Origin of the sequence: Sphaerisporangium rubeum (assembly GCF_014207705.1) — a bacterium.
In the GTDB taxonomy this organism is placed as follows: domain Bacteria; phylum Actinomycetota; class Actinomycetes; order Streptosporangiales; family Streptosporangiaceae; genus Sphaerisporangium; species Sphaerisporangium rubeum.
The window spans coordinates 4019614-4045192 of record NZ_JACHIU010000001.1 but is presented as its reverse complement, the minus strand read 5'-3'; the positions used below and the strand labels follow the sequence as shown (position 1 = coordinate 4045192).

The 25579-nt window shown below is 73.9% G+C and carries 19 protein-coding genes; 14 read left to right on the top strand and 5 right to left on the bottom strand.

The genetic code is table 11. The features are described 5' to 3' along the window. Positions 1 to 98: 98 nt before the first annotated feature. Positions 99 to 2891 (top strand): helix-turn-helix transcriptional regulator, encoded by a 2793-nt coding sequence (locus tag BJ992_RS17435; RefSeq protein ID WP_184982283.1) that lies wholly within the window; start codon positions 99 to 101, stop codon positions 2889 to 2891. Between the two features lie 63 nt (positions 2892 to 2954). Here the strand turns inward: BJ992_RS17435 and BJ992_RS17430 are convergent, their stop codons facing one another. From BJ992_RS17430 to BJ992_RS17420, 3 genes are all read right to left on the bottom strand, one after another. After that, complete coding sequence (locus tag BJ992_RS17430; protein WP_184982281.1) at positions 2955 to 3188, bottom strand: hypothetical protein; 234 nt, start codon at positions 3186 to 3188, stop codon at positions 2955 to 2957. A 244-nt stretch (positions 3189 to 3432) separates the two neighbouring features. Further along, positions 3433 to 4152, bottom strand: a complete 720-nt coding sequence (locus tag BJ992_RS17425) for a YoaK family protein (protein WP_184982278.1) — start codon at positions 4150 to 4152, stop codon at positions 3433 to 3435. A gap of 99 nt (positions 4153 to 4251) precedes the next feature. Then, positions 4252 to 7908: an AAA family ATPase gene (locus BJ992_RS17420; protein WP_184982276.1), complete on the bottom strand. Its 3657-nt coding sequence runs from the start codon at positions 7906 to 7908 to the stop codon at positions 4252 to 4254. A 117-nt stretch (positions 7909 to 8025) separates the two neighbouring features. Between BJ992_RS17420 and BJ992_RS17415 the strand changes: the two genes are divergently transcribed. From BJ992_RS17415 to BJ992_RS17375, 9 genes are all read left to right on the top strand, one after another. Continuing rightward, entirely contained in the window at positions 8026 to 9075 is a 1050-nt protein-coding gene (locus BJ992_RS17415; protein WP_246496681.1) for a GTPase family protein, read from the top strand. Positions 9076 to 9110: 35 nt separating this feature from the next. After that, positions 9111 to 9320 (top strand): hypothetical protein, encoded by a 210-nt coding sequence (locus BJ992_RS17410; protein WP_184982265.1) that lies wholly within the window; start codon positions 9111 to 9113, stop codon positions 9318 to 9320. Positions 9321 to 9489: 169 nt separating this feature from the next. Next, the gene (locus tag BJ992_RS17405) at positions 9490 to 10686 is read left to right on the top strand and encodes a hypothetical protein (RefSeq protein WP_343072713.1); all 1197 of its coding nucleotides are present in this window, start codon (positions 9490 to 9492) and stop codon (positions 10684 to 10686) included. Between the two features lie 46 nt (positions 10687 to 10732). Then, the gene (locus tag BJ992_RS17400) at positions 10733 to 13303 is read left to right on the top strand and encodes a serine/threonine-protein kinase (RefSeq protein ID WP_246496680.1); all 2571 of its coding nucleotides are present in this window, start codon (positions 10733 to 10735) and stop codon (positions 13301 to 13303) included. After that, on the top strand, positions 13300 to 14217 hold the full coding sequence (locus BJ992_RS17395; protein ID WP_343072712.1) for a protein phosphatase 2C domain-containing protein: 918 nt from the start codon (positions 13300 to 13302) through the stop codon (positions 14215 to 14217). Before BJ992_RS17400 ends, BJ992_RS17395 begins: the two co-directional genes overlap by 4 nt. After that, positions 14210 to 15499 carry a VWA domain-containing protein gene (locus tag BJ992_RS17390; protein WP_184982263.1) on the top strand — a complete coding sequence of 430 codons (1290 nt, stop codon included), beginning with the start codon at positions 14210 to 14212 and terminating at the stop codon, positions 15497 to 15499. Before BJ992_RS17395 ends, BJ992_RS17390 begins: the two co-directional genes overlap by 8 nt. A 2-nt stretch (positions 15500 to 15501) precedes the next feature. Further along, positions 15502 to 16263, top strand: coding sequence for an FHA domain-containing protein (locus tag BJ992_RS17385; RefSeq protein ID WP_184982261.1), 762 nt, complete (start codon positions 15502 to 15504; stop codon positions 16261 to 16263). Position 16264: 1 nt separating this feature from the next. Then, entirely contained in the window at positions 16265 to 17764 is a 1500-nt protein-coding gene (locus tag BJ992_RS17380) for a hypothetical protein (protein WP_221474869.1), read from the top strand. A gap of 13 nt (positions 17765 to 17777) precedes the next feature. After that, positions 17778 to 18593: a glutamate ABC transporter substrate-binding protein gene (locus BJ992_RS17375; protein ID WP_184982259.1), complete on the top strand. Its 816-nt coding sequence runs from the start codon at positions 17778 to 17780 to the stop codon at positions 18591 to 18593. Between the two features lie 17 nt (positions 18594 to 18610). On the opposite strand, the gene BJ992_RS17370 is transcribed toward BJ992_RS17375, so the two are convergent. Together BJ992_RS17370 and BJ992_RS17365 are read right to left on the bottom strand one after the other, a co-directional pair. Continuing rightward, positions 18611 to 19042 (bottom strand): Lrp/AsnC family transcriptional regulator, encoded by a 432-nt coding sequence (locus BJ992_RS17370; protein ID WP_221475526.1) that lies wholly within the window; start codon positions 19040 to 19042, stop codon positions 18611 to 18613. A gap of 118 nt (positions 19043 to 19160) precedes the next feature. Further along, complete coding sequence (locus BJ992_RS17365) at positions 19161 to 19793, bottom strand: cupin domain-containing protein (protein ID WP_221474868.1); 633 nt, start codon at positions 19791 to 19793, stop codon at positions 19161 to 19163. A 150-nt stretch (positions 19794 to 19943) separates the two neighbouring features. Here BJ992_RS17365 and BJ992_RS17360 point away from each other — a divergent pair, with 150 nt between their 5' ends. The 4 genes from BJ992_RS17360 to BJ992_RS17345 are packed head-to-tail and all read left to right on the top strand — an operon-like array spanning position 19944 to position 25573. Continuing rightward, positions 19944 to 20495: a (2Fe-2S)-binding protein gene (locus BJ992_RS17360; RefSeq protein WP_184982255.1), complete on the top strand. Its 552-nt coding sequence runs from the start codon at positions 19944 to 19946 to the stop codon at positions 20493 to 20495. Continuing rightward, positions 20492 to 21517 (top strand): FAD binding domain-containing protein, encoded by a 1026-nt coding sequence (locus BJ992_RS17355; RefSeq protein ID WP_184982253.1) that lies wholly within the window; start codon positions 20492 to 20494, stop codon positions 21515 to 21517. Before BJ992_RS17360 ends, BJ992_RS17355 begins: the two co-directional genes overlap by 4 nt. Next, the gene (locus BJ992_RS17350) at positions 21514 to 23604 is read left to right on the top strand and encodes a xanthine dehydrogenase family protein molybdopterin-binding subunit (RefSeq protein ID WP_184982251.1); all 2091 of its coding nucleotides are present in this window, start codon (positions 21514 to 21516) and stop codon (positions 23602 to 23604) included. Before BJ992_RS17355 ends, BJ992_RS17350 begins: the two co-directional genes overlap by 4 nt. Positions 23605 to 23617: 13 nt before the next feature. Then, positions 23618 to 25573, top strand: coding sequence for an FUSC family protein (locus tag BJ992_RS17345; protein ID WP_184982249.1), 1956 nt, complete (start codon positions 23618 to 23620; stop codon positions 25571 to 25573). The last annotated feature ends 6 nt before the right edge of the window (positions 25574 to 25579 follow it).

Sequence of the window (25579 nt, the reverse complement as noted above, 5' to 3'; positions counted from 1 at the left end):
TGAAGGAAACATCGGATTCGCGAATTCCGTCCGGCTGGCGACCGCGAGTCCTATATGCGGCGACCTGAGTTTTCCGTCCGTGAAGAGGGGGGCTCTTCATGAGCCTGAACGATCGACATGAGGCGCTATCGACGCTGGAGGGCATGCTCGCCGGCGCCGTAGGGGGGAAGGGCCGTGTGGCCCTGGTGAGCGGTACCGTCGCGACCGGCAAGAGCGAACTGCTGCACTCCATGGCCGAGCGCGCCGTGGACCTCGGCGCGCTGCCGATCACCGCGACGGCGTCCCTGGCCGAGCGCGATCTGCCGCTCGGCGTGTTCGGCCAGCTCGTGCAGGACGCGCCGCTCGTGCTGGAGGAGCGCGACCGCGCGATGTCGCTGCTCGAGGAAGGCGCACGCACCGTCATGTCGTCGGGCCCGGAGGCCGAGACGCTGAACCAGGTCGACGCGCAGATCGTGCACGCGCTGTGCACCGTGCTGCTCGAGCTGTCCGAGCGCCACCCGCTCATGATCATCGTGGACGACGTGCACCACGCCGACCGAGCGTCACTGCTCTGCCTGGCCTACCTGGCGCGGCGCGTGCGGTTCGCCCCCATCCTCGCGATGTTCAGCCACTCCGACCACGGCAGGTCCGCCGAGTCGTCGTTCGCCACCGAGCTGACCCGCTACCCGCACTGCCAAGAGGTACGGCTCACCACGCTCTCTCCGGCCGGGGTGACCGAGATGGTCACCGCAAGCGTCGGCTCCGACGCCGCCACGCTGTTCGAGGCCGACTGGTACGCCTACGGCGGCGGCAATCCGCTGCTCACCGGAGGTCTCATCGAGGACCACCGCCGCGCCGTCCGCGCCGGCGGCGGGCAGACGCCGGCCGCGCTGACACCGGGGGACGCGTACGGGCAGGCGGTGCTGGCCTGCCTGCGCCGCGCCGACCCGCGCATGATGCGCGTGGCGTGGGGGCTGGCCGTGCTCGGCGAGCCGCTCCTGCTCGACCAGCTCCTGGACGTCAGCCCCGAGCACGTCGGCCGCGAGCTGCACTCGCTGGAACTCGCCGGGCTGCTGTCCGGCGGCCGGTTCCGCCACGAGGCGGCGCGCACCGCCGTCCTCGCCGAACTCGGCTCCGGTGAACGGGGAAGGCTGCACCGCCGCGCCGCCACCCTGGCCTACGGCGGCGGGGCCACCACCACCCAGATCGCCGACCATCTGTTGCTCGCCGACGAGGTGACCGAGCCGTGGGCCGTGGAGGTGCTGGAGGACGCCGCCAGGCACGGGCTGCGCGACGGCCGCGTGGAGCCCGCCGTGGAGTACCTGCGGCTGGCCTGGCGCATGTGCACCGACGAACGTCAGCGCGTGAAGATCACCACGGCGCTGATGCGCGCCGAGTGGCGCATCAACCCCAGCACGCCGACCGGCCACTTCCCCGAGCTCACCGACGCGCTGCGCCGCGGCCACCTGCGCGGCAGCGACGCCGTCGTGCTCGCAAAGGCGTTCCTGTGGCACGGCAGGTTCGACGACGCGCGCGACGTGCTCGGCCGGCTCAACGAGGCGGGGGAGGACCCCGATCCCGAGACCGTCACCGAGCTGGTCATCGCACGGCCGTGGCTGCGGTGCACGTACACGCCGTTCCTGAGCCACCTGCGGCAGACCACCGGCGAGCAGTCACGCGGCGCGATCCTCTCGGTGGCGGCCGACCGGCGGCTGGAGTCGGCCATCGCGCTCGCCGCCGTGCTGACCCGCGGCCCACGCCAGGAGTTCGCCGGGGCCGTCGAGCGGATCCTGCGCGGCTCGCGGCTCGACGAGGTGTCCATGGACACCGTGGAGAACGCGCTGCTCGCTCTCACCTACGGCGGCCGGCCGGACAAGGCCGCGCCGTGGTGCGACCTGTTCATCGACGAGGCGTCGTCCCGGCACGCGCCGAGCCGCCGCGCGCGGCTGTCGGCGATCCGCGCCGAGATCGCGTTCCGCATGGGGGACATGCTCGGTGCCGAGTTCCACGCGAGGCTCGGCCTGGACACCATCCCGGCGAGCGGGTGGGGGGTCGCCGTCGGCGCGCCGATAGCCGCGCTGGTCATGGCCTCCACCGCGATGGGCCGGTACGACACGGTCAGCGACCTGCTCGACCAGCCGGTACCCGACGCCATGTTCCAGACCCGCTGGGGCCTGCACTACCTGCACGCCAGAGGCCGCTACAGCATGGCCACGGGGTACGCGCAGCTCGCTCTGCGCGACTTCCAGCGCTGCGGCGAGCTGATGGGCACCTGGAACCTCGACGTTCCGGGTCTTGTCCCGTGGCGCGTTGAGGCCGCCGAGGCGTGCCTGCGGCTGCGCCGTCCGGACCAGGCCCGCCGGCTCGCCGAGGACCAGATCCGCCGCTGCGCGTCCAGCTCTCCTCGCGTGCACGGCATGGCGATGCGCCTGCTGGCCGCCACCAGCGACCTGCGACACCGTCCCATGCTGCTGCGCCAGGCCGGTGACCTGCTCCAGTCCGGCGGCGACCGTTACGAGCTGGCCCGCGTGCTGTACGACCTGCACGAGACCTTCCACGCTCTCGGGGAGTACCGCCGCGCCGCCATGATCGCCGGCCGGGCCAGGGCCGTGGCCCAGGAGTGTCACGCCGATCCCCTGATCCGCGCGCTGTCCCGCGACACCGACCAGAGCGCCATGCCGCTCCCCGCGGCCGCCGACGGCAACGACGACACCTCGGTCCTGTCCGACGCGCAGCGCCGCGTCGCCGTACTCGCCGCCGCCGGCTACACCAACCGCGAGATCGCCGACAAGCTCTACATCACCGTCAGCACCGTGGAACAACACCTCACCCGCACCTACCGCAAACTCAACATCGCCAGCCGCGCCGAACTCCCCGCCACCCTGGAACCCGGCACCACCCTCCCGGTGTGAGGCCGCGCAGGACGTCCCCGCCTCGTTCTCGGGGGGACGTCCCCACTCTGTCCCGCCGGCTTCTCAGCAGTCCTGTCCGCTGAGCAGTCCGATCTCCGGCGTGAGTGTGACATTGCGGCAGTCGTACTCCCCGGCGTACGGCCCGGAGACGATGGTGACCGGCCCCGGGCCGGATCCCTCACCCGTGCACCCGCTGCCGATGATGATGTAGCCGACCAGGCCGGACATGAAGAACCGCGACCCGTCGGCACAGCTGTACGCGCCGGCGTACGCGGCCGTCGCCGGAAGCGCCGCCATCGCGAGCACGCCTCCGACCGCGACGGCGGCGATCCGCCGCGAGAACCTTGCCGCGACACTCCTTCCGGAAAACCCGGCGGTCACCCCTCTTCCGGCGAAACCCGCCATAACGCTCCTTGGTGGAAGAACCTAAACGATTATCTGCGCGAACGACCAGAGTGAAATTCCGCACGACGGATCGGCCACCAGGTCATTCGTGCCGGACCAATGGCTCGTTTCATGAAGAACCACAGGAATTCATGTCCTACCCCTCGTGCTCTCCGCCATCGCCCCGGCTGCTGTCCACTTCCGGACGCCGGTGCCGGGCTCGCGCCTGCCAGGCCGCGTGCGCCGCGGCGACGGCCACCAGGTAGACCGCCACCGCCGTCAGGGTCCAGGGGACACCGGCGTGCCGTACCAGCAGCGCGCCGCCGAGCGCGCCGAGGAACATGCACGCGACGGCCGCGACCCGCCGCGCCGCCAGCCGGTCACCGCCGCCGCCGAGCGGTGACTGCGCCGCCAGCCCGGTCAGGATCCGTGTGAGCACCGACCCGGTCACGTCGGGGATCGCCAGCAGGCGCACCGTGGCCCCTTGCAGGCCCATCGCCGCCGCGAGCACCCCCACCACCGCGTACCGCCACCCACCCGCCACCTCGGCGCCGTCCACCCACCTCGCGACCCCCGCCGCGACGGCCACGGCCACCGTCTCCACCCCGAGCGCCATCAGGACGCGCCTCCCCCCGGCCGTCCTCCCCACCCGGCCCCCCGCGACCGCCCCCGCGAGGAACGCCGCCAGCGACACGACGGATCCCGCCGCCGAGAACCCCGGCATGCCGCCGGTGGCGAAGCCCAGCACGATCACGTTCCCCGTCATGTTCGCCGTGAAGACCTGACCGAACCGCAGGAAAGTGACCGCGTCGATCATGCCGCTGACCACGGTCAGCGCCACGACCACCCCGACCGGCGCCTCCCGCCTCCCACGCATAGGGCCGTCCCCGTGTCCGAAGTCCCCTCCGGCCGAAGCTACGCCACCGGCCGCCGCGTCCCCCGCCGCCATGCCGTTCGCCCCGGCGACCCGCGCCGGTCAGGTGCGGAGCAGCAGGCGGGCCTCGGCGGCGACGGACGGCATGCCGAGGCGGCCGGCGAGTTTCAGCGAGCGGTGGAGGAGGCGGGTGGCTTCCCCGGTGGGGTCGTCGGGGGTCAGCCGGAGGAGGGCCTTGGCTCTGTCGAGCTGGATCCTGGCCATGTGGGGTGGGGCGGCGGAGACCATCCTGGTGGCTTCGGCGAAGTGGTCCAGGGCTTCCTCCGGTGCGCCGGCGGTCATGGCGAGCAGGCCGCGGAAGCGGGCCGTGGGGCCCATGAGGACGGTGGGCCAGCCCGCGAGGACGAGTTCCCGGGGGTGGGCCGACAGGCGTTCGCGCAAGAGGGGGACGTAGGCCTCGACGCCGCCGCCGGTGGTGCCCCGGACGCCGGGGAGGGTGCCCTGGACGCCGGCGGAGGCGATGGAGTGGCACGCCACCGACAGAGCGGCGAGAGTCGGGACGGCCCAGCCGTGCGGGGGGAGGGCCCGCAGGAACGAGGTCTCGTGCATGACGGCGGCCAGGTGGTCGGCGGCCTCGTCGTGACGGCCGGTCTCGCACAGCGCGACGACGTGCGCGGCGCGCCAGACGGGGAAGTAGCCGTGCTGCTCGATCTGGCGGGCCAGGCCGAGGTCGAACAACTCCTCCATGCGGCCCCGCTCGTACAGCAGCCAGAAGTACTGGCCCATCAGGGTCTGGTTCAGCGTCTCGGCCGGCATGGCCTGGTTGGCGGACAGTTCCTGCACCATGGGCAACGACTCGCCGGTGATGCGCTGCTCGGCGCGCGCGAAGTCGCCGTTCCACAGGTCCATCAGCGTGTCCAGGGTGCCGCGCAGCCACGGGCCGAGGGAACGGGGGTCGCGCGTCACCAGCGATCGGTGCCGGTCCACGGTGGCGAGCGCGTCGGCGAGACGGCCGAGGCGGAGCTGGTCGATGGCCGTCGCGACGAGCGCCTCACCCTGGAAGTGCGCGGAGCCGGCGCGGATGCCGGCCTCCTGCAGGCGGGTGGCGATGCCGAGCAGTTCGGCCGGCCCGGCGTGGTCGTACAGGGCCCAGCGGCACTCGGTGAGCACCTCGCAGCGCACCAGGTCGTCCCCGCCTTCGGGAAGCTCGCGCAAGGTGGCGCGGGCCAGCTCGACGGCGCCGGCCGCGCCGTCACCGGGGATGACGGCCATGGTGTGTTTCTTGGCGAGGTGCGCCGTCAGCTGGAGCCGTAGCTCGGCCGCCTCCTCGCCGGTGTCGTGGGACAGGCGGGTGAGCGCCGTGCTCAGCAGGTGGACGAGCTGCTGGTCGATCTGGCCGGGGGGAGACCAGCGGCGGGCCAGGCGGATCGCGGCGGTCGCGGCGGGCCGCGGCAGCTCGGCGCCTGCCGCCTGGTACGCCTCCAGGTAGCGCCGGCCCGCCTGCTCCATGTCCCCGCCGTCGCCGAGCGCGTCGCCGAGCGTGATGAGCAGCCCGACCCGGGTGGCCGCGTCGGCACGCAGCCGCAGGCCCTCCTCGGCCCAGGTCACCGCGTCGCCGACGCCGAAACCGCGCTGCTCGGCGCGGGCGGCGTCCAGGCAGGCGGCGGCCGTGCGCTCCTCGGGGAGCGCCGCGCCGGCGGCGCGCGCGTGCTGTGCGACGCGGACCGGCAGCGACGGGTCCATCCACCCGCCGGCGGTCACGCGTCCGGTCAGCGCCTCGAAGGCCCTGCGGTGCAGGTCCCTGGCCAGCGCGGGGTCGCGCTTCAGCTCCTCCAGCACGTCCTCACGGGAACGGTCGTGCGTGAAACGCACCCGGTCGTGCCCCTTGACGGTGTTGCCGGACGCGGCCAGCGCCTGCCTGCGGTCGGCGTCCTCGGGGGTCAGGTCGAGCATGCGCGCCACCAGCGCGGGATCGATGTCCCGTCCGACCGCGGTGATCGCCGCCGCGGCCAGCCACACGAACGTCGTGGCGGGCCCGGCGCCGGTGGCAGGAGAGACGTCGTCGTGGGGCCGCCGGGGGGCCGGTACCCGTTCCACGGCCGGCCGGGCCGCGGCGGCGCCGTCCGGGGAGGCTGAGCCGTCCAGGGAGCCGGCCAGAAGGTCTCGTGCCGTGCCGCCAGGAGTGGCCGGCGCGGAGCCGTCCAGGGGACGGGTCAGGGTGGTGAGGGGCCCGCCGGTCTCGGTGAGGCGGCACAGTTCCAGGGGCAGGCCGTCGGTGACGCGGACCGCCTCCTTGGACTCGTCCACGCTGGGCTCACGTCCCCACGCGCGGCCGAGCCACGTCGCCACCTCGTCCACGGTGAGCGGAGCGACGGCCAGGGTGTCCATGATGTGGTCCCAGTGCGTGGAGTCCTGTCGGGTGGCGAGCAGGAAGCCCACCGGGGCGGTCTCCAGGCCCTTGCGTACGTGCTGGAGCAGCTCCACGGCGTGGGAACCGAGCAGGTGCGCGTTGTCGAGGGCCACGAGCAGGCCGTTGCCCGCGGCCCGGCGTAACAGGCTGACCAGCAGGAACGTCAGCTCACGTGGATCGCGTTCGTGGCCGGGCCGCGCGGGTGAGGCGGTCACGCCTGCCGACATGAGCTTGCCGAGCGACTCACGCTCACGCGGGGTGATCGGCTCGGGTGGCGCGGCGAGGTCGCGCCGCAGGTGACCCCACACGGCGCCTGCCAGCTCCCGCCAGGGTTGCAGTCCGTCGAGGTCCTGGCACATCACCGTCACCATGAGCACGCGCTCGCGGGCGGCCACCCGCTCGGCCTCGCGCAGCAGGCGGCTCTTGCCGACGCCGCCTTCGCCGGTCAGCGCCAGCGCGGCGGAACGGCCGGCGGAGAGCCGGCGGACGAGGCCGGTGAGCCTGCCGATCTCGTGCTGCCGTCCGATCAGCTCCTCCGGGCCGTCCTGCTCCTGCCACCGGGACGTGCCGAGCGGCGCGGTGGCGTCGAAGCCGTGCTCGTGCAGCGCGAGCAGGTCCATGGCGCGCCGCGCCGCGTCGTCGTTGGGTGAGCGGGAGCCGCGCCGGTCCGCCACGCGCCGCGCGGACGCGCCGCCGTCCTCGCGCAGCCCGGTCAGGAACCGCAGCAGCCACAGCGCCGCCGTGTCGTCCTGTCCTTCGCCGACCGTGCCGCGGGTGACGAACGCCGCCTCCTCGTGCCTGCCGAGCCGCAGCGCGATCCGCGCCGTGAGGCGCACGAGCTCGCCGCGCTGCTCCTCCAGCCGCGCGCGATGGCTCTCGCAGACCCACGGCAGGCTCCATCCGGCCGCGAGCGACGCGAAAGGCGCGCCGCGCCACTCGCTCGCCGCGTCGCGCAGCGCGGTCAGCGCGCCGTCGAGCTCGCCGGCGTCGTACAGCTCGCGGCCCCGGCGGACCCCGGCCTCGAAGCGCGCGGCGTCGACCGTGGCGGCGAGGTACCCCGGCACGCGCTCCACCAGTTCGTAGGCGTGCGACCACTTGGCAGGAGGGATGTCGAGCTCGCTGCCGGACAGGGCCGTGCGCAGGCGCGACAGCGGCGGTGCGACGTCGGGGACCGGCCAGTCGGGGCTCTGGCCGAGCGCGGCGGCCAGGGAGTTCTGCGGCACCGGATTGCGCGCCGAGACCAGCATGGCCAGGGCCTTGGCCGTCTGCGGGAGGAGCTTGCGTGGAGCTCCGTCCACCAGGATCGAGACGTCGCCGAGCAATCGGATGTCGAAACGCGCCACTTTCACCGCCGCGAAGAGTGATGTCTGATTCTCGATCGACGGCCTTCTCCGCAAGGTCATCGCAAGGATCGGTGGCGACGATGGGGCCGGTGGCAGAAAACAGCCGTAAACGTCATTAACGCTATGACGCGAGGTGAGTCCGTGGCAAGGATCGACCGAATTTCGGTTGATGCCCTCGGCGAGCGCCGGTTGGAAGAGGTGCGCGAGAACGTGCGCGCCGAACGCGACGCCGAGGCGGCCCGGCCGCTGAGCGTGGCCGTGATGGGCCAGGCCGGTGTGGGGAAGTCGTCCCTGCTCAACGCGCTTTTCGGGACCGATCTGACGGTCGGCGACGTGAAGCCCGTACCAGAAAAGCCACAGGCGGTAACTGTCCCCGGTAATTCCGGCCATCACCTTACCTTTTGGGATATGCCCGGAATTGGGGAGTCGCCGGCCACCGACCCGGCATACGCCGCGATGTACGTGGAAAAGCTCGCCGAGGCCGACGTCGTCATCTGGGCCGTGCACGCCGACAGCCGCTCGGCCGCCTACGACGCCGAGCGGCTGCGCCTGCTGCTCGCCGGTGTGGACGACGAGGAACGGCGCCACGTGATGAGCAAGCTCACCGTGGTCCTCACCAAGGCCGACACCCTCACCCCGCCACCGTGGATCTTCGACATGCGCGGCAGGCACGGCACCTTCGTGCCGAGCGCTCAGCTCGCCGGCCGCCTCGCCGCCAAGGCGGCGTACTTCGAGCGCGCGCTGCTCGAACCGTGGGACGACCTGCTCACCGCCACCACCTACAACACCGGCGGGTTCACCCCGGCCGACGACCGGCTCGCGTCCGACGGCCACACGGTGCGCTACCGCGGCCACTTCTCCCAGGCGGTGTGCGACGCCTACCGCGCCGCGCACCCCGAGCACGCCGAGGTCTTCCAGCGGCTGCGGGACAACCACCGCGTGCTGCCGTGCTCGGCGCTGTTCCGCTTCAACCTCGCGCCGCTGCTGGTCACCGTGGTCAGCAAGCTCGGCCCGACCGCGATCTTCCGGTTCCAGCGGCTGCTCGACGACGTGACCGCGCTCGGCGGCGTGCCGGTCGCGGACATGCGGGGGTTCGGCAACTTCATGATCTGGGACGGCGTGCGCGGCGTCACCGCGTTCGACCTCGGCCGGCACCCCTTCAATCCGCTGTGACCCGCGTCACCCCGTACCCGCGAGGAACCCCGACCATGACCGACGACGACATCAGCGACGTGGTGGACCGCCGGCGCCGCGAGGACGCCGAGTACGCGTTGCGCCTGGACTACGCGGTGCAGTACCGGGACGAGACCGCCATCGAGCACGTGATCGCGACCGCCGCCGGCCGCGTGCTCGGCGTGCCTGGCGGCGTCGGATTCGACCTGGTCAGAAGCATCTGGGCCTGGCTCGTCGTCCACTGACGCCGGTCACCGCACGCGCGGCGAACCCCTCCGTGACGTGCGCGTGATCGGTATGTGATGGAATACGCGCCTCTCCGGCACGCTTGTCGCGCACGCGCTTCGCGGAATTGTGGAAAGAATGTCTATGGGAGAGGTTTAGTACGTGCCAGTCCGGGGGTGACGGGGAGCGGTGAACACGCGCGGGGCCGCCGGGCCGCCTATGAGCCTGGAGGGGATCGACCACGCGTTGCGCCGCCGCACCGAGGAGCGCGACCGCGTCGGCGGCGACCTGCTGGATCTCGACGCGCACGCCACCCACCGGCTGCTCACCGGCATGACCCCCGAAGGGGAGACGGGACGGCGCTGGGACGCCGCGCGCGGCGCCACGGTCACCCTGTGGTGGCTGTTCGACGCCTACCGCCGCGTCCTCGACCAGGCGGCCGAGCTGCGCGCCGCCGGACGTCCCGACCTGGAGGCGCTGACGGCGCTGCTCACCGGGCCGTCGGTCGAGCTCAAGCCCGGCGACGTGCCGGTGGAGAAACGCTCACTGCTGCGCGCCGCCGGCGAGTGGGTCACCCTGGACGCCGCGCTGGCCCGCATGGACCACGCCTACCGCGAGATCGCCGCCACCGTCGCCGCGATCGACGACGCGTGGAGCGCGCTGCTCCCCACGCTCGACGAGGCCGACGCCGCGCGCCGCGCCGCGCTCGACCTCGCCGGCGGGCTCGGTGCCCCCGACCCCGAGCTCGACCGGCTCGGTGACACACTGGACCGCCTGCGCGCCGCCGTGACCGCCGACCCGCTCGGGTCGGCCGGCCGCCGCGACGAGATCGCCTCGGTCGCCGGCGCGGTCACCGCGCGCCGCGCCGCACTGGAACGCGCGGCCGGCATCCGCGACGACTACGAGACACGGGCCGGCCGGCTCGGTGAGCGCATCGACGAGGTCGCCGAGGCCGAGAGCGCGGCGCGGCGCGCGCGTGACGTCGTGCTCGTGAAGATCGCCGACCCGGCCCTGCCCGCGCTGCCCGACCAGGCGGGTGCGCTGCGCGACCGCCTCGCCGCGCTCGCCACCGTGCGGGGCCGCTGGCTCGAACTGGCCGGCCGCATGGCCGACCTGGAGCGCGCAGTGGAGGACTCCTTGTCCAGGGCCACCGCGATCGGCGAGTCCATCGCCGGCCTCATCGGCCGCCGCGACGAGCTGCGCGGCCGCCTCACCGCCTACCAGGCCAAGGCGGCACGCCTCGGCCGTGCCGAGGACCTGGCCCTCGCGGCCCTGTACGGCAAGGCTCGCGACCTGCTGTGGACGGCCCCCTGCGACCTGCGCGGGGCGACCGTGGCGGTCGCCGAGTACCAGCGGGCCATCAACCGGATCGGAGCGGCCGGATGACCGACGACGACGAGCTCGTGGCCGCGTGCCGGAGCGGAGGGGCCGGATGACCAAGTGCGAGCAGCCCGGCTGTGCCGGGACGGTGGTGGACGGGTACTGCGACACCTGCGGCATGGCACCCGTCCCCGCGTCCTCGGGACGGCACGCGGCGTCGCCGGCCGGCCCGCAGGCCGGGCCGCCTGGCGGGTACGGCCCCGGCACGGGGCACCCGGCCGGCCCGCCGATGGGCCCACCCGGCGCCGTCCGGCCCGGACAGCCCGGCACGCTGCCTCCCGGCGCGCCTGGGTCCGCGCAGCCGCAGATGGGCCCCTCGGGCCGGCCCGGCACGGCGTGGCCTTCGGGTGCCCCCGGGGGACAGCCCGCTGGCCCCGTGGGCCCCGGCCGTCCCGGCACCGCCTGGCCCTCAGGACCCGGCCCCGACGGGGGCCGGCCGCCAGGCGCGCCTGGCGGACCGGAAGGCAATGGCCGGCCGGGCCCGGCGGCACCGTCGGCGGCACTGCCGCAGATGACGAGGCCGTCGATCGGGGGTGCCGCGCCGACGGGGAGCACACCCAGTCAGATCAGTTCGTCCCGGCGCACCAGCACGCGATCGCGGCGCGGCATGCTCGGCATGGGCCTGGTCGAGGTGCCGCCGGTGCCGTACCGGGACCCGTCCGCCGTCGTGATGCAGGACCCGGTGGTGCCGGAGGACCGCCGTTTCTGCGGCAATCCCGACTGCGGCAAGCCGGTGGGACGCCACCGGGACGGCAGGCCCGGACGGCCCGAGGGGTTCTGCCCCCACTGCGGCCAGCGCTTCTCGTTCACCCCGAAACTCGTGGCCGGCGACCTGGTGGCCCACCAGTACGAGGTGAAGGGCTGCCTCGCGCACGGCGGCCTCGGCTGGATCTACCTGGCGGCCGACCGCAACCTCGACGGCCGCTGGGTCGTCATGAAGGGCCTGCTCGACACCGGCGACCTGGAGGCCCTGGCGGCCGCGGAGGCCGAGCGGCGGTTCCTCACCGCGATGGACCACCCCAACATCGTCAAGATCTTCAACTTCGTGAACCACCCCGACCCCGGTACCGGGACGCTGGTCGGCTACATCGTCATGGAGTACGTCGGCGGCCAGTCCCTGCAGGACCTGCTGCGCCGCCGCCTGCGTGAGAGCGACAACCGCCAGGCCCTCCCGCTGTCCCAGGTCATCGCCTACGGCCTGGAGATCCTGCGCGCGTTCGGCTACCTGCACGACCGCGGCATGCTGTACTGCGACCTCAAGCCCGCCAACGTCATCCAGGTCGAGGAGCAGCTCAAGCTCATCGACCTCGGCGCGGTGCGGCGCGTGGACGACGCCGACAGCGCGATCTACGGCACCGTCGGCTACCAGGCCCCCGAGATCGCCACCGAGGGCCCGACGATCGCGTCCGACCTGTACACCGTCGGCCGCACGCTGGCCGTGCTCGCCATGCCGTTCAGCCCGGTCGCCGGCGGCGGCCCCGCGCCGCTGCCGGACTTCGGCCCCCGGCACGAGTCGTTCCAGCGCCTGCTGCAACGCGCCACCGATCCCGACCCCGCGCGCCGTTTCCAGAGCGCCGCCGAGATGAGCGACCAGCTCGTCGGCGTGCTCAGGGAGACCAGGGCCGCCGAGGACGGCGTGCCGCATCCCGCGCAGTCGGGGGTGTTCGGGCCCGAGCGCGGCGCGGTCGGCACCGAGCTGGCCCCGGCCACCACCAAGGCCGTCTTCGGGCCGCTGGACCGCCTGGACGCCGCCGCGTCGCTCCCGGTGCCGCTGGTCGACCCGCTGGACCCCGGCGCCGGCCTGCTGGCCGGCCTGACCTCGGGGAACCCCGACGAGCTGGTCGCGTTGCTGGAGTCCGCGCCACCCACCCCGGAGACCACGCTGGCCCGCATCAGGGTGCTCAGCGAGCTCGGCCGCCAGGTCCCCGAGGACCTGTACGCCAGGGCCGCCAGGGACCTGCCGGGTGACTGGCGGCTGTGGTGGTACCGCGGCGTCGGCGAGCTGGCCGCCGGCGACCCCGGCGCGGCGGTGCGGTTCTTCGACGGCATCTACGGCTGGTTCCCCGGCGAGGCGGCACCCCGTCTGGCGCTGGCCTTCGCGATCGAGGCGGCGGGGGCCGGTCCGGACGCGGCGCGTCACTTCGAGGCCGTGTGGGGCACCGACCGCTCCTACGTCGGCGCGTGCTTCGGCCTGGCGCGGATCCGCCTCGCGCAGGGCGACAGGACCGGCGCCGCGGCGGCCCTGGAAGAGGTGCCGCCGACCTCGATCCACCGCACTGCCGCACAGGTCGCTCTGGTCGCGGTCACCGTACGGGGCCAGGCCCCCGCCGAGCCCGAGCTCGTCGCGGCGGGGGAGCGGCTGCGCACGCTCAAGCTCGACTCGCGCGACCGTGACGGCCTCGCGTCCGAGGTGCTGGAGAGCGCGCTCGCCAGGTTCGTGACCGGCCAGAGCAGACAGGGCCCGGTCGGCGTCACGCTGCTCGGCACCCCGCTGAGCGAGGGCGGCGTGCGCAGAGAACTGGAACGGGTCTACCGCTCGCTGGCACGGTCGGCCGGCTCGACCGCCGACCGGCACGCGCTCATCGGCCGCGCCAACGCCGTACGGCCGAGGACGCTCTGGTGAGCGCCTGCTGCCCGGCCTGCGGCACGACGGTGCTCGCGGGGGAGGCGTTCTGCGAGCAGTGCGGCCAGGATCTCGCCGCCGCCGGCCACAGCGGATCGTGCACCGCCTGCGGCTCGGCCGCCGTGGGCTCCGACGGCTACTGCGAGAACTGCGGCATGCTCCAGCCGACCGGCCGTGACCACGCAGAGACCGAGGTGGAGACCTCGGCCGGGGTGACCGACCGCGGCCTTCGGCACAGCAAGAACGAGGACGCCATGGCCCTGGTCACCGCGGGGCCCGGCACGGTGATCGGCGTCGTCTGCGACGGCGTCTCCACCTCGTCGCGGCCCGAGGAGGCCTCACAGGCCGCGGCCGACATGGCCGCGCTGACCCTGGCCAAGCGGATCGCCGAGGGCGAGGACGCCGCGACCGCCACCCGCGAGGCCGTCGCGATGGCCGCGCGCGCCGTCGCCGCCGCGGCCCGTCCCGGGGAGGACGCGCCGGCCTGCACGTACGTGTCCGCGGTGGCGGCCGGCCGGCACGTCACGGTCGCCTGGGTGGGGGACAGCAGAGCGTACTGGCTCGGCGCGCACCCGGCGCTGCTCACCGAGGACGACGCGGCACCCGGCACCCACATGCTGACGGCCTGGCTCGGCGCCGACGCCGGCGAGGTCGTGCCGCACGTGCGCGAATTCACCACCGACGGCCCCGGCCTGGTGCTGCTGTGCAGCGACGGCCTGTGGAACTACTACCCCGAGCCGGAGGCGCTGGCCGCAGCGGCCCTGGACGACACCCCTGTCGCCGCGGCGCGCCGGCTGGTCCGGATGGCGAACGACGCCGGCGGTCAGGACAACATCACCGTGGTGCTCATCCCGTTCGGACAGGGGGACGCGGGCGACGCCACGGTGGCATTCCCGAAGGAGAGAAGTGGCTGACTTCACCATCCGTGTGGACCAGAACAAGTACCTGCCCGCGGGGAGCCAGGAGGTCCACGGCATCGTCACGGCCGAGGCGAGCGGCCCGGTCGGCGCGGCTCCTGCGGCCGACGCCGCCGAGGTGATCATCGTCGACACCTCGGGCTCCATGTCGTACGGCAAGATCAACGACGCGCGCAAGGCCGCGCAGGCCGCCATCGACACCCTGCGCGACGGGGTGTTCTTCGCGGTGATCGCCGGCAACCACCAGGCCGAGGTGATCTACCCCGGCCACGGGGGCCTCGCGCCGGCGACCCCGCAGACCAGGTACGAGTCCAAGCAGGCCGTGGCGCAGCTGCGCGCAGACGGCGGCACCGCGATGGGCCGGTGGCTGCGCCGCGCGGCCGACCTGTTCAGCGCGCACCAGATGGCCCACCCGGACGCCATCAAGCACGCCATCCTGCTCACCGACGGCAAGAACGAGCACGAGTCCGCGCCGGAGTTCGACGCCAACCTCGCCTACAGCGCGGGGAAGTTCGTCTGCGACTGCCGCGGCGTCGGCACCGACTGGGTGGTGGCCGAGGTCCGCAGGATCGGCTCCACGCTGCTCGGCAGCGTGATGGACGTGCGCAGGCCCGAGGAACTGGCCGACGACTTCCGCGCCATGACCGAGGCCGCGATGGGGAAGACCGTCGCCGACGTCGCGCTGCGGATCTGGACGCCGCGGTCGGCCACACTGAACTTCGTCAAGCAGGTGTCCCCGGCCCTGGAGGACCTCACCGGCCGCAGGACCGACGTCGACGCGCTGACCGGCGACTACCCCACCGGCGCGTGGGGCGGCGAGACCCGCGAGTACCACATCAGCGTGCGCGTCCCTCCGGGCCAGGTCGGCCAGGAGATGCGCGCGGGCCTGGTCAAGCTGGTCGTCCCGCAGACCGGCCAGGTTCTGGCCTCCGGCAACATCCTCGCGCTGTGGTCCGACGACCCCGCGCTGTCCACCCGGCTCAACCCCAGGGTCGCGCACTACACCGGCCAGCAGGAGCTCGCCTCGCTGATCCAGGAGGGTCTGCAGGCCCGCAACGACGGCGACATCGAGACCGCCACCGCGCGGCTCGGCAAGGCGCGCGGCATCGCCGAGCGCGCCGGGAACGACGAGACCGCGCGGCTCCTCGACAAGGTCGTCGACATCGACCCGGCCACGGGAACCGCGCGGCTGAAGCGGGTCGTTGACAAGGCGGACGAGATCGCGCTCGACACGCGGTCGGTCCGGACCGTCCGCATGCGCAAGGACCCGGAGAGCTGAGCATGGCGACCTGTCCCGCGGGCCACGAATCCTCCGACGAGGAGTACTGCGACACCTGCGGCATGCAGATCACCGGCGCCGCCGCGCCGGCCACGGCCACGCCGCCACAGAGCGGCGGCCCACCGGCCGGGGGGTGTCCCGACTGCGGGGCTCCGCGCGACGGCCGGTTCTGCGAGAGCTGCGGCTACGACTTCGTGCTCGGCGGTCCCGGCCACTCCTCCCGCGCGACGCGGCCGCCGGCGTCCGGCGTGAGTTCCCAGCGCACGGGCCCCCCGTCGTCCTCGACGTCCTCGTCGTGGCGGCCGGCGGAGATCGTGCGGCCCGGCATGTCCTCGTCGTCCTCGCCGCCGCCGCCGCCGCCGCAGAGCGGGTGGGTGGCGGTGATCGAGGCCGACCGCGCGCACTACGACGCCATGATCGGCCAAGGCGGCCCCGACGCCGGAGGGGTGGCGTTCCCGCCGTACTGTCCCGAGCGCCGGGTGGCGATGTCGGGGCCCGAGATGCGGGTGGGAAGGCGCAGCAGGTCGCGGTCCCTGGAACCGGAGATCGACCTGTCGGGACCACCGGAGGACCCCGGTGTGTCCCACCTGCACGCGGTCTTCCTGGCGCAGCCCGACGGAGGCTGGCAGCTCATCGACCCCGGGTCGGCCAACGGCACCCTGCTGAACGGCAAGGCCGTCGAGGTCAACGTCCCGGTGCCGGTCGCCGACGGCGACCGGGTGCACGTCGGCGCCTGGACCGTCATCACCGTGCGGAGGGCCTGACATGACCGTCGTCGATCCCGCGGCGGCCGATCCCGCCGTCGCCGGCCCCGCCGCGGGCCCCCCGGCCACGACCGGACCCGGCGCCGATCCGGCGCTCGCCGGCGCGCCGCCGGTGCGCCGCGTCCGCCGTGCGCGCACCGTCCCCGGCCGCATCCGCCTGATGGCGGCCCTCGGCGTCGTCGCCGTCCTGCTGCTGTCCGGCGCGACGGCGCTCGCCGCGAGCCACGCGCGGACCGGCCTGAACGTCCTCGGCCGCACCGCCGGACCGCAGGTCGTCACCACCGCCGACCTGTACTTCGCGCTGAGCGACATGGACGCGCAGGTGGCGACCATGCTGCTCACCGGCGGCACGTCCGGCCCGAGCCGCGACGCGCTGCAGAAGCGCTACGAGAGCAGCCGTGCCAGAGCCGACCGCGCGGTGCTCCAGGCCGCCGTGCTGGCCGGCGACGACCCCACCCAGCAGGCCACGGTGCAGGCCGTGCTCGACGGCCTCGGCCGCTACGAACGGCTCGCCGCCGCGGCCCTGCTGCTCGACCAGCAGGGAGGCGCCGCGCGCGGCGGCACCGGCGGCACCGCCGGCACCGCGCGGAGCGACAACGTCCTGAACACCTACCGGCAGGCCACCGACCTGATGCGGCTCGACCTGCTGCCGAAGGCCTACAACCTCACGCTGGACAGCGCCACCATCGTGCGCCACTCCCACATGGCCGAGCTGTCGGCGGTGCGGACCGGCTGGATCGGCGTGGCGATCCTCGGCCTGCTCACCCTGGCCGTCCTCATCGTGCTGCAGGTCTACCTGAGCCGCGGCTTCCGCCGCACGCTGAACCTTCCGCTGCTGGCCGCGACGGTCGTGGTGGCCGCGCTCACCGTGGCGGGGGTGTCGGTGCTGCAGCGTGAGGGCACCGCGCTCACCCACGGCAAGGAGAACGGCTTCAACTCCGTGCTCGCCCTGTCCAGGGCCCGCGCCATCGGCAACACCCTGTACGGCGACCAGAACAGGTTCCTGCTCGACCCCGGCCGGGCCGACACCTACGAGCAGGTCTACCTGGACAAGTCCCAGGCCGTGCTGTACGTCCCCGCGGGGAACCTCGACAAGTACCACACCGAGGTGTCCCGGCTGGCCGAGGCGGGACGTCAGGACGGCCTCGGCTTCCTCGACGCCGAGGCGGCCGGCGGGCTCACCGGGACGGAGCAGCACGTGGCGTTCGCCGGGGTGCTGAAGCGGTACCAGGAGTTCCAGCGCAACGACGGCGACGTGCGCCGCGCCGCGGCCGGCGGCGACCGGGCCCGTGCCGTCAGCCTCGTCATGGGCCCGGCGTTCACCGAGTTCGACAAGGCCCTGCAGGGAATGATCGCGCTGCACGACCAGGAACTGAAGCGCGCGGTGGCCGACGGGGACGGCGCGATCGCCGGCTGGGACTGGCTGCCACCCGCCGGCGCGCTGGTCGCCGTGGTGCTCCTCCTCATCGGTGTCAGGCCCCGCCTCGCCGAGTACCGCTGAAAGGGAACATCCGATGGTCACACTCCACCGGCCCGGCCGGCGTCTCGTCGCGGCGGCGCTGGCGCTCACGGCCGCGATCCCCCTGCTCGGCGGCTGCGCGGCGACCGACTCGATCCTCGGCAAGCCGTCCCTGGTCATCGGGGTCAAACCCGACCAGCCGGGCCTCGGCATGAAGTCCGGCGGCAAGTACACCGGCTTCGACGTGGACATGGCCCGCGAGGTCGCGCGGCGGCTCGGCAAGACGGTGAGCTTCGTCGACGCGCCGTCGGCCCGCCGCGAGACCATGCTTCAGAACGGCCTGGCCGACCTGATCTTCGCGACCTACTCGATCACCCCGCAGCGCAAGACCAAGGTGTCGTTCGCCGGGCCGTACTACGTGGCGCACCAGGACACGCTGGTACGCGCGGCGGAGACCGGCATCGACAACGTGCGCGACCTGCGGGACCGCAAGCTGTGCGAGGTCACCGGCTCCAACTCCTGGCGCCGGGTCAAGGAGGAACGCAAGATCCCCGTCGAGCTGGTGCAGTCGAAGTCGTACAAGACCTGCGTGGACGACCTGCTGGCGGGCCGCCTCGACGCGGTGTCCACCGACGACCTCATCCTCGCGGGGTTCTCCACCGGCCAGACCAGGATCGTCAACGCGCCGTTCAGCGACGAGCGGTACGGCGTCGGCATCCGCACCGGCGACATCGACGGCTGCGAGGCGGTCAACACCGCGCTCACCGAGATGTACCAGGACGGCACGGCGCGCGAACTGCTGCGCAAGTGGTTCGCCAAGTCGGGTCTGGCGCTGAACTTCGACGTGCCGCAGTTCGAGGGCTGCGGCTGAGCCGTCCCGGCGCGCGGTCAGCCCTCCAGCGGGGTGAGCGCGCGCCAGGGGAGCGGGCTCGACAGCATCATCATGCTGGACGGCTGGCCGTAGGGGGCCAGGCGGTCGATCAGCTCCTCGAACGCGCTCATCGAGGTCGTGGCGACACGCAGCAGGCAGCAGGTGTCGCCGGTGACCCGGTGCACCTCGACGATCTCCGGCCAGGCGAGCGCCGTCTCGTCGCGCAGCACGCAGCGCACGCCGTAGCACGACATGCGGACCAGCGCGCTCACCCTGCGGCCGGCCCGCGCGAGGTCCACCCTGGCGTGGTACCCGGCGATCACGCCGGTCTCCTCCAGGCGCCGCACCCGCTCGGCCACAGCGGGGGCCGACAGGTGGACCCGGCGGGACAGCTCGTTGTACGACAGCCTGGCGTCCGCCTGCAGCTCGGTCAGCAAGGCCCAGTCCATCGCGTCCACGGTCCCGCTCCGTCCGTACCCCGGGAAAGCCGCACGCGCGCCGCACGGCACGCGTTTCACCGGAATTCTATGCGAGTGAACAAAATCGTGAACGTGAGCGCGGGAACGCCTAGAACAGCCGCGGGGTGACCACCGACACGACCGTGGTGACCTGGTCGGTGTCGTTGTACATGCGGTGCGGCACCGTGGAGCGCAGATGCACGCTGTCCCCCGCGCGCAGCCGGTGCTCGACGCCGTCCACCTCGTACAGCAGCTCGCCGGACAGGACGTACGCGAACTCCTCTCCCGCGTGTCCGTAGGCGTCCTCGCGGCGGCCACCCGGCGCGATGCGCACCAGCAGCGGTTCGAGCACCAGGTGGGGGCCACGACCGGACAGCATGCGGTAGGTCTGCTGGCCCGAGACGTACTCGGCGGCGGGGGTCTCGGCGCGGGTGAGCGTGAAGTGGGACGGCAGGTGCGCCACCTCGGCGGCCCCGCCGCCGTCCCCGGGACCGGCCTCGAAGAAGTCGGCCACGCGGCGGTCGAGCGCCGCCGCGACCCCGGCGAGCGCGGTCAGGCCGATGGAGGAGATGCCCCGCTCCACCTGGGAGAGGAAGCCGATCGACAACCCCGAGCGGGTGGACAGGCCACGCAGGGTCATGCCGCGCTCCTTGCGGAACCGCCGCATGCGCGCACCCACGACGTCCCGCCGCTCGGCGGCGCCGGTGTCGTCCTCGCGGCCGGGTCGCTCCGATGTGCCCACGAGGCCTCCTGCCGGGTCCAAGGATGGCGGCCGCGCGCCGGCCAGACATATTCCACAACAGCCCGGCGTGCCGTGCCAACCGGGCCCCGGTGAACGGCCTTGCCGGTTTCGTGGGGTAAGCCATACCCGTACGCGGGTAGGGCAGCGCGGGTGAACGGCCAAGCGAACACGCCAAGAGACGACCCCACCCCGGCCCCGATCACCGTCGAACTCCGGCTTACCGTCAACGACGCCACCTACCCGGTCACCGTCGACACCCGCGAGACGCTCCTCGACACCCTGCGTGAGCGCCTCGGCCTCACCGGCACCAAGAAGGGCTGCGACCATGGTCAGTGCGGCGCCTGCACCGTGCTCGCCGGTGGACAGCGCGTCGTCTCGTGCCTCACCTTGACCGTCGGCGTGGACGACCGCGCCATCACCACCGTGGAGGGTCTGGCCCGCGACGGGGTGCCGCATCCGCTGCAACAGGCGTTCGTCCGCCACGACGCGCTCCAGTGCGGCTACTGCACCCCCGGCCAGCTCTGCTCCGCCGTCGGCATGCTCGCCGAGGCCGCGGACGGCCGGCCGAGCGCCGTCAGCGAGGACCTCACGGCCGTCCCCGTCCTGGACGACGCCGAGATCCGTGAACGGATGAGCGGCAACCTGTGCCGCTGCGGCGCCTACCCCGGCATCGTGGCCGCGATCCGGCAGGTGGCGCCATGAGACCGTTCACCTACCAGCGGCCCGACGGCGCGGAGGCGGCCGTCGCGGCGGTGCGCGACCGGCCCGGCGCGGTGTACCTCGGCGGCGGCACCAACCTCGTCGACCTGATGCGGCTCGGCGTGGCCGCACCGGAGGCACTGGTCGACGTGTCCCGCCTGGACGGCGTCGGGATCCAGGAGACGTCCGGCGGCGGCCTGCTGATCGGCGGCGCCGTGCGCAACGGCGACCTGGCGGCCCACCCCCTGGTGCGGCGGCGGCAGCCGATGCTCGCCGAGGCGGTGCTGTCGGGGGCCTCGGGACAGATACGCAACATGGCGACCGTGGCGGGGAACCTGCTGCAGCGGACCCGCTGCTCCTACTTCCAGGACGTCACCAAGCCGTGCAACAAGCGCGAACCCGGCACCGGCTGCCCCGCGCGCGACGGCGACCACCGCAACCTCGCGATACTCGGCCACACCGAGGAATGCGTCGCCACCCACCCCTCCGACCTGGCGGTGGCGCTCACCGCGCTCACCGCGGTGGTCCACGTCGAAGGCCCCGGCGGGCCCCGCGAACTGCCGATGCCGGGCCTGCACCGCCTTCCCGGCCACGCGCCGGACCGCGACACCCGCCTGGAACCCGGCGAGCTGATCACCGCCGTCGAGGTGCCCGCGCTGCCGTTCGCGGCACGCTCGCGCTACCGCAAGGTCCGCGACCGCGCGTCCTTCTCGTTCGCCGTGCTGTCGGCCGCCGTCGCGCTGGACATCGAGACAGGCGCCGAGGGGGACGCCGAGGGGGACACGGTGCGGGACTGCCGTGTCGCGTTCGGCGCGGTCGCGCACGCGCCGTGGCGGGCCTGGGAGGCCGAACGGGTGCTGCGTGGCGCGCCGGCCACCATGGAGACGTTCACCGAGGCGGCGCGGGCCGAGCTGGAGCAGGCCCGGCCGCTGCCGCGCAACGCGTTCAAGGTGCCGCTGGCCAGGAACCTGCTGGTCCGGATGCTCGCCGACCTCGCCGGCACGGCCACACCGGAGACGCGATGACCGTCACACGTCCCTGCCACCTCGGCGCGCCGATCGAGCGGGTCGACGGCCTGGCCAAGGTCCGGGGTGAGGCCAGGTACGCCTACGAGAACACCCCCGACTCGGCGGTGTACGCCGTGCCGGTTCAGGCGACCGTGGCGCGCGGCGAGGTCACCCGGGTCGACGTGGACGCCGTGCTCAGCTCACCCGGCGTGATCGCCGCCATGTGGTACGCCAACGCGCCGCGGCTGGCGACCGGAGAGGACGCCGAGCCCGCCGTGCTCCAGTCCCGGCGGGTCGCCTACCGGGGCCAGTACGTCGCCGCCGTGATCGCCGCGACGTACGAGCAGGCCCGCGAGGCGGCGCGGACGCTGCACGTGGAGTACACCGCCGAGCCGCACGACGTCGGGCTGCGCGACGGCCATCCCGGCCTGTACCGGCCCGGGAGCGTCAACCCGGGCCTGCCGGCCGACACCCTGAAGGGAGACCCCGAGGCGGCACTGGCCTCGGCCCCGGTCGTCGTGGACGAGACCTACCGCACGCCGGCCGAGCACCACAACCCCATGGAGCCGCACGCCACCGTGGCGTTGTGGGACGGCGACGGGCTCACGATCTACGACTCCACCCAAGGCACCTACGCGACGCGCGACCAGATCGCCTCGCTGTTCGGCCTGCCACCCGGCAACGTGCGGGTCGTGTCCCCGTACGTCGGCGGCGGCTTCGGCTCCAAGCTGTCCCCGCACCCCCATGTGGTGCTGGCGGTGCTGGCCGCCAAACAGGTCGGCCGGCCCGTCAAGGTCGCGGTCACCCGGCACGAGATGTTCGCCGTCACCGGGTACCGCACCCCCACCATCCAGCGGGTACGGCTCGGCGCCGAGCGCGACGGCAGGCTCGTCGCGATCACGCACGACGTGGTCGAGCAGACCTCCACGGTGGGTGAGTTCGCCGAGCAGGCCGCCGCGCCGACCCGCCTGATGTACGCGGCGCCGCACCGGAGCACCACACACCGGCTGGTGCGGCTGGACGTGCCGACCCCGACGTGGATGCGCGCGCCGGGTGAGGCACCCGGCATGTTCGCGCTGGAGTCCGCCATGGACGAGCTGGCCGCCGCGTGCGGCGTCGACCCGGTGGAGCTGCGGCTGCGCAACGAACCGGCCACCGAGCCCGAGAGCGGGCTGCCGTTCAGCTCCCGCGGCCTGGTGGCCTGCCTGCGGGAAGGGGCCCGCAGGTTCGGCTGGCACGGACGCGACCCGCGGCCGGGGACGCGCCGCTCGGGACGGCTGTACACCGGCACCGGCGTGGCCTCGTCCACCTACCCGGTGATACGCAGGCGGTCCCGGGCCGAGGCCCGCGCCGAGCCCGGCGGGACGTTCACCGTGCGTGTCGCCGCCGCCGAGATCGGCACCGGGGCCCGCACCGTGCTCACCCAGATCGCCGCCGACACCCTCGGCGCGCCGCTCACGGCCGTCCGGGTGGAGGTCGGCGACAGCGCGCTGCCTCTGGCGCCGCTCGCCGGCGGCTCGATGGGGACCGCCTCCTGGGGCACCGCCGTGGTGCGGGCCTGTGAGGCGCTGAAAGAGGAACTCGAGGCGCGAGGCGGCGAGGTGCCGCCACAGGGGGTCGAGGCCGCCGCCGACACCGGCGAGGAGATCCGCGCGCAGGAGAAGTACGCGCGTCACGCGTTCGGCGCGCAGTTCGCCGAGGTCACGGTGGACGCCGACACGGGGGAGACCCGGGTGCCGCGCCTGCTCGGGGTGTTCGCCGTGGGACACGTGCTCAACCCGCGCACCGCGCGCTCGCAGTTCGTCGGCGGCATGACCATGGGCCTGTCGATGGCGCTGATGGAGGAGAGCGTGCTCGACACCGAGTTCGGCGACTACCTCAACAACGACCTGGCCCAGTACCACATCGCGTCCTGCGCCGACGTGCGGGACATCGACGCGGTCTGGGTGGACGAGGAGGACCCGCACCTCAATCCGATGGGCAGCAAGGGCATCGGTGAGATCGGCATCGTCGGCACCGCCGCGGCGATCGCCAACGCCGTGTACCACGCCACCGGCGTCCGGGTGCGCGACCTGCCGATCACCTTGGACAAACTGATCCGCTGACATGCGCCTCCCCATGCGCCTCCCCTTGCGTCTCCACGCCGGACGGCTGGCCGACGCGGCCCCCGGCTGGCTGGTGGAGACGGTGCGGCCCCTGCCGGGCCGCCTGCGCTGGAGCGCGATGCCGCGCACCGCCGTCGCGGTGGCCGGTCCGCTCGTGGCGGCGATGCTCGCCGGCCGGCTCACGCTCGGACTGCTGCCGGCGATGGGGGCGATGGCCGCGTGCCTCGCCGACCGCGGCGGCTCCTACCGTGCGCGCGCGGCGCGGATGTCGGGGGCGGCGCTCGGCGGCGCCGCCGGGTACCTGGTCGGGGACGCGCTGCGCGGGGCCGGCTGGTGGCTGGTGCCGGCGGTCGTGGTGGTGGCGGCGGTGTCGGCGCTGATCAGCACGACCGGCGGCGCCGGGTCGCTCGCCGGGCTCCAGATCCTGGTGATGACGGTGATCGGCTCGGGGGTGCGGCTGAGCGACCACCCGCTCCTCGGGGCCGTCGCCTACCTCGGCGGGGGGACGTGGGCCCTGCTGCTGGTGCTGTCGGGCTGGCCGCTGCACCCGACGGCGGGGGAGCAGCTCGCGGTCCTCGACGCCTACCGGGCACTCGGCAGGTTGTTCCGCGACCCCGTGGCCGGGCTCGACCCGCTGGACACGGCCGTCAAACAGGGGTACGACACGGTGCTCGGCGCGCGCTCGGCCGCCGGAGGCGCCGACCATGAGCGCGAACGCCTGCTCGCTCTGCTCAACCAGGCCACGCTGATCCGCAACGCGCTGGTGACCCTGACCGAGGAGGGAAAGGCGCCTCCGCCGTGGCTGGCGCACACCGTCGAGGAGGTCGCGGCGGCCCTGGAGCGGCGGCGCGCACCGCCGCCGAGACCGCCGCACGGGCCGTACGGCACCCCCGCCATGCGCGCGCTGTGCGATGGGGTGGGGCACGCCGTCATGCTGGTGTCCGGCGGGGACGCGGGCCCCGCGCCGGAGCCGCGCGAGCCGGCCGGCCGGGCCGCGCGGCTGCGCGCGGCCTGGGAACGCATGCTGTACGGCCACCTGACCCGGGTCTACGTCGTCAGGCTGTCGCTGTGCATGGGGGTGGCGGCGGTGGTCAGCGAGTTCTACCGGATCGAACGGTCCTACTGGATCATGCTGACCGTCGCGCTGGTGCTGAAGCCCGACTTCGGTTCGGTGTTCACCCGAGCGGTGCAGCGGGGCCTCGGCACCGTGGCGGGTGCGCTCATCGGCACCGCGGTGCTGATCGCGATCCCGGTGGGGCCGGGCCTGGTGGCGGCGATCGCGGTGTTCGCCGCGCTGCTGCCGTACGGTCAGCAGCGCAACTGGGGAATGATGTCGACCTTCCAGGCGCCGCTTGTGGTGCTGCTGGTGGACCTGTACACGCACGCGGGGCCGCGGCTCGCGCTGGTCCGGCTGGAGGACACGCTGATCGGGTGCGGCATCGTGCTGGTGCTCGGCTACCTGTTCTGGCCGGCGAGCTGGTACGCGCCGGTCGGGCCGAGCTTCGCCGGCGCGGTGTCGGCCACGGCGCGCTACCTGCGGCACGCGTTCGGCCCCGGTGACCCCGTGCGCCGGCTGCGGCACCGCGAGGCCTACGACGCGCTCGCCGACCTGCGCACGGTGTTCCAGCGCGCGGTGGCCGAGCCCGCCGTGATCGGCCGGCGGGTCACGACGTGGCTGCCGGCGATGGCCGCGCTGCAGCAGGTGGCCGACGCGATCGCCGCCGCCGTCACGCGCGCCGACCACGGCGGCAGACCACCGGAGCGCGCCACGGTGCGCGCGGTGGTGCGCTCACTCGACGACATCGCCGAGAACCTGCGCGCCGGCGCCACGGTCCGGCCGCCGTCCCCCGAGGGGGAGGCCCCCGGCGGCACGGCGCGGGACCTCGGCGAGGTCGGCCGGGCCGTGCGCTGCCTGCGCACCACCCTCTCCACCGGTTCACCCGGCCGGTCACCCCGCGGGGACCCGTGAGGGCCG

Bases quoted from the DNA above. Each gene is read 5' to 3' on its own strand.
- BJ992_RS17410 (WP_184982265.1), top strand. From the start codon at position 9,111: ATGACCGACGACGACATCAGCGACGTGGTGGACCGCCGGCGCCGCGAG.
- BJ992_RS17385 (WP_184982261.1), top strand. From the start codon at position 15,502: ATGGCGACCTGTCCCGCGGGCCACGAATCCTCCGACGAGGAGTACTGC.
- BJ992_RS17370 (WP_221475526.1), bottom strand. From the start codon at position 19,042: ATGGACTGGGCCTTGCTGACCGAGCTGCAGGCGGACGCCAGGCTGTCG.
- BJ992_RS17375 (WP_184982259.1), top strand. From the start codon at position 17,778: ATGGTCACACTCCACCGGCCCGGCCGGCGTCTCGTCGCGGCGGCGCTG.
- BJ992_RS17355 (WP_184982253.1), top strand. From the start codon at position 20,492: ATGAGACCGTTCACCTACCAGCGGCCCGACGGCGCGGAGGCGGCCGTC.
- BJ992_RS17400 (WP_246496680.1), top strand. From the start codon at position 10,733: ATGACCAAGTGCGAGCAGCCCGGCTGTGCCGGGACGGTGGTGGACGGG.
- BJ992_RS17345 (WP_184982249.1), top strand. From the start codon at position 23,618: ATGCGCCTCCCCTTGCGTCTCCACGCCGGACGGCTGGCCGACGCGGCC.
- BJ992_RS17430 (WP_184982281.1), bottom strand. From the start codon at position 3,188: ATGGCGGCGCTTCCGGCGACGGCCGCGTACGCCGGCGCGTACAGCTGT.
- BJ992_RS17350 (WP_184982251.1), top strand. From the start codon at position 21,514: ATGACCGTCACACGTCCCTGCCACCTCGGCGCGCCGATCGAGCGGGTC.
- BJ992_RS17425 (WP_184982278.1), bottom strand. From the start codon at position 4,152: ATGCGTGGGAGGCGGGAGGCGCCGGTCGGGGTGGTCGTGGCGCTGACC.
- BJ992_RS17415 (WP_246496681.1), top strand. From the start codon at position 8,026: ATGACGCGAGGTGAGTCCGTGGCAAGGATCGACCGAATTTCGGTTGAT.
- BJ992_RS17380 (WP_221474869.1), top strand. From the start codon at position 16,265: ATGACCGTCGTCGATCCCGCGGCGGCCGATCCCGCCGTCGCCGGCCCC.
- BJ992_RS17435 (WP_184982283.1), top strand. From the start codon at position 99: ATGAGCCTGAACGATCGACATGAGGCGCTATCGACGCTGGAGGGCATG.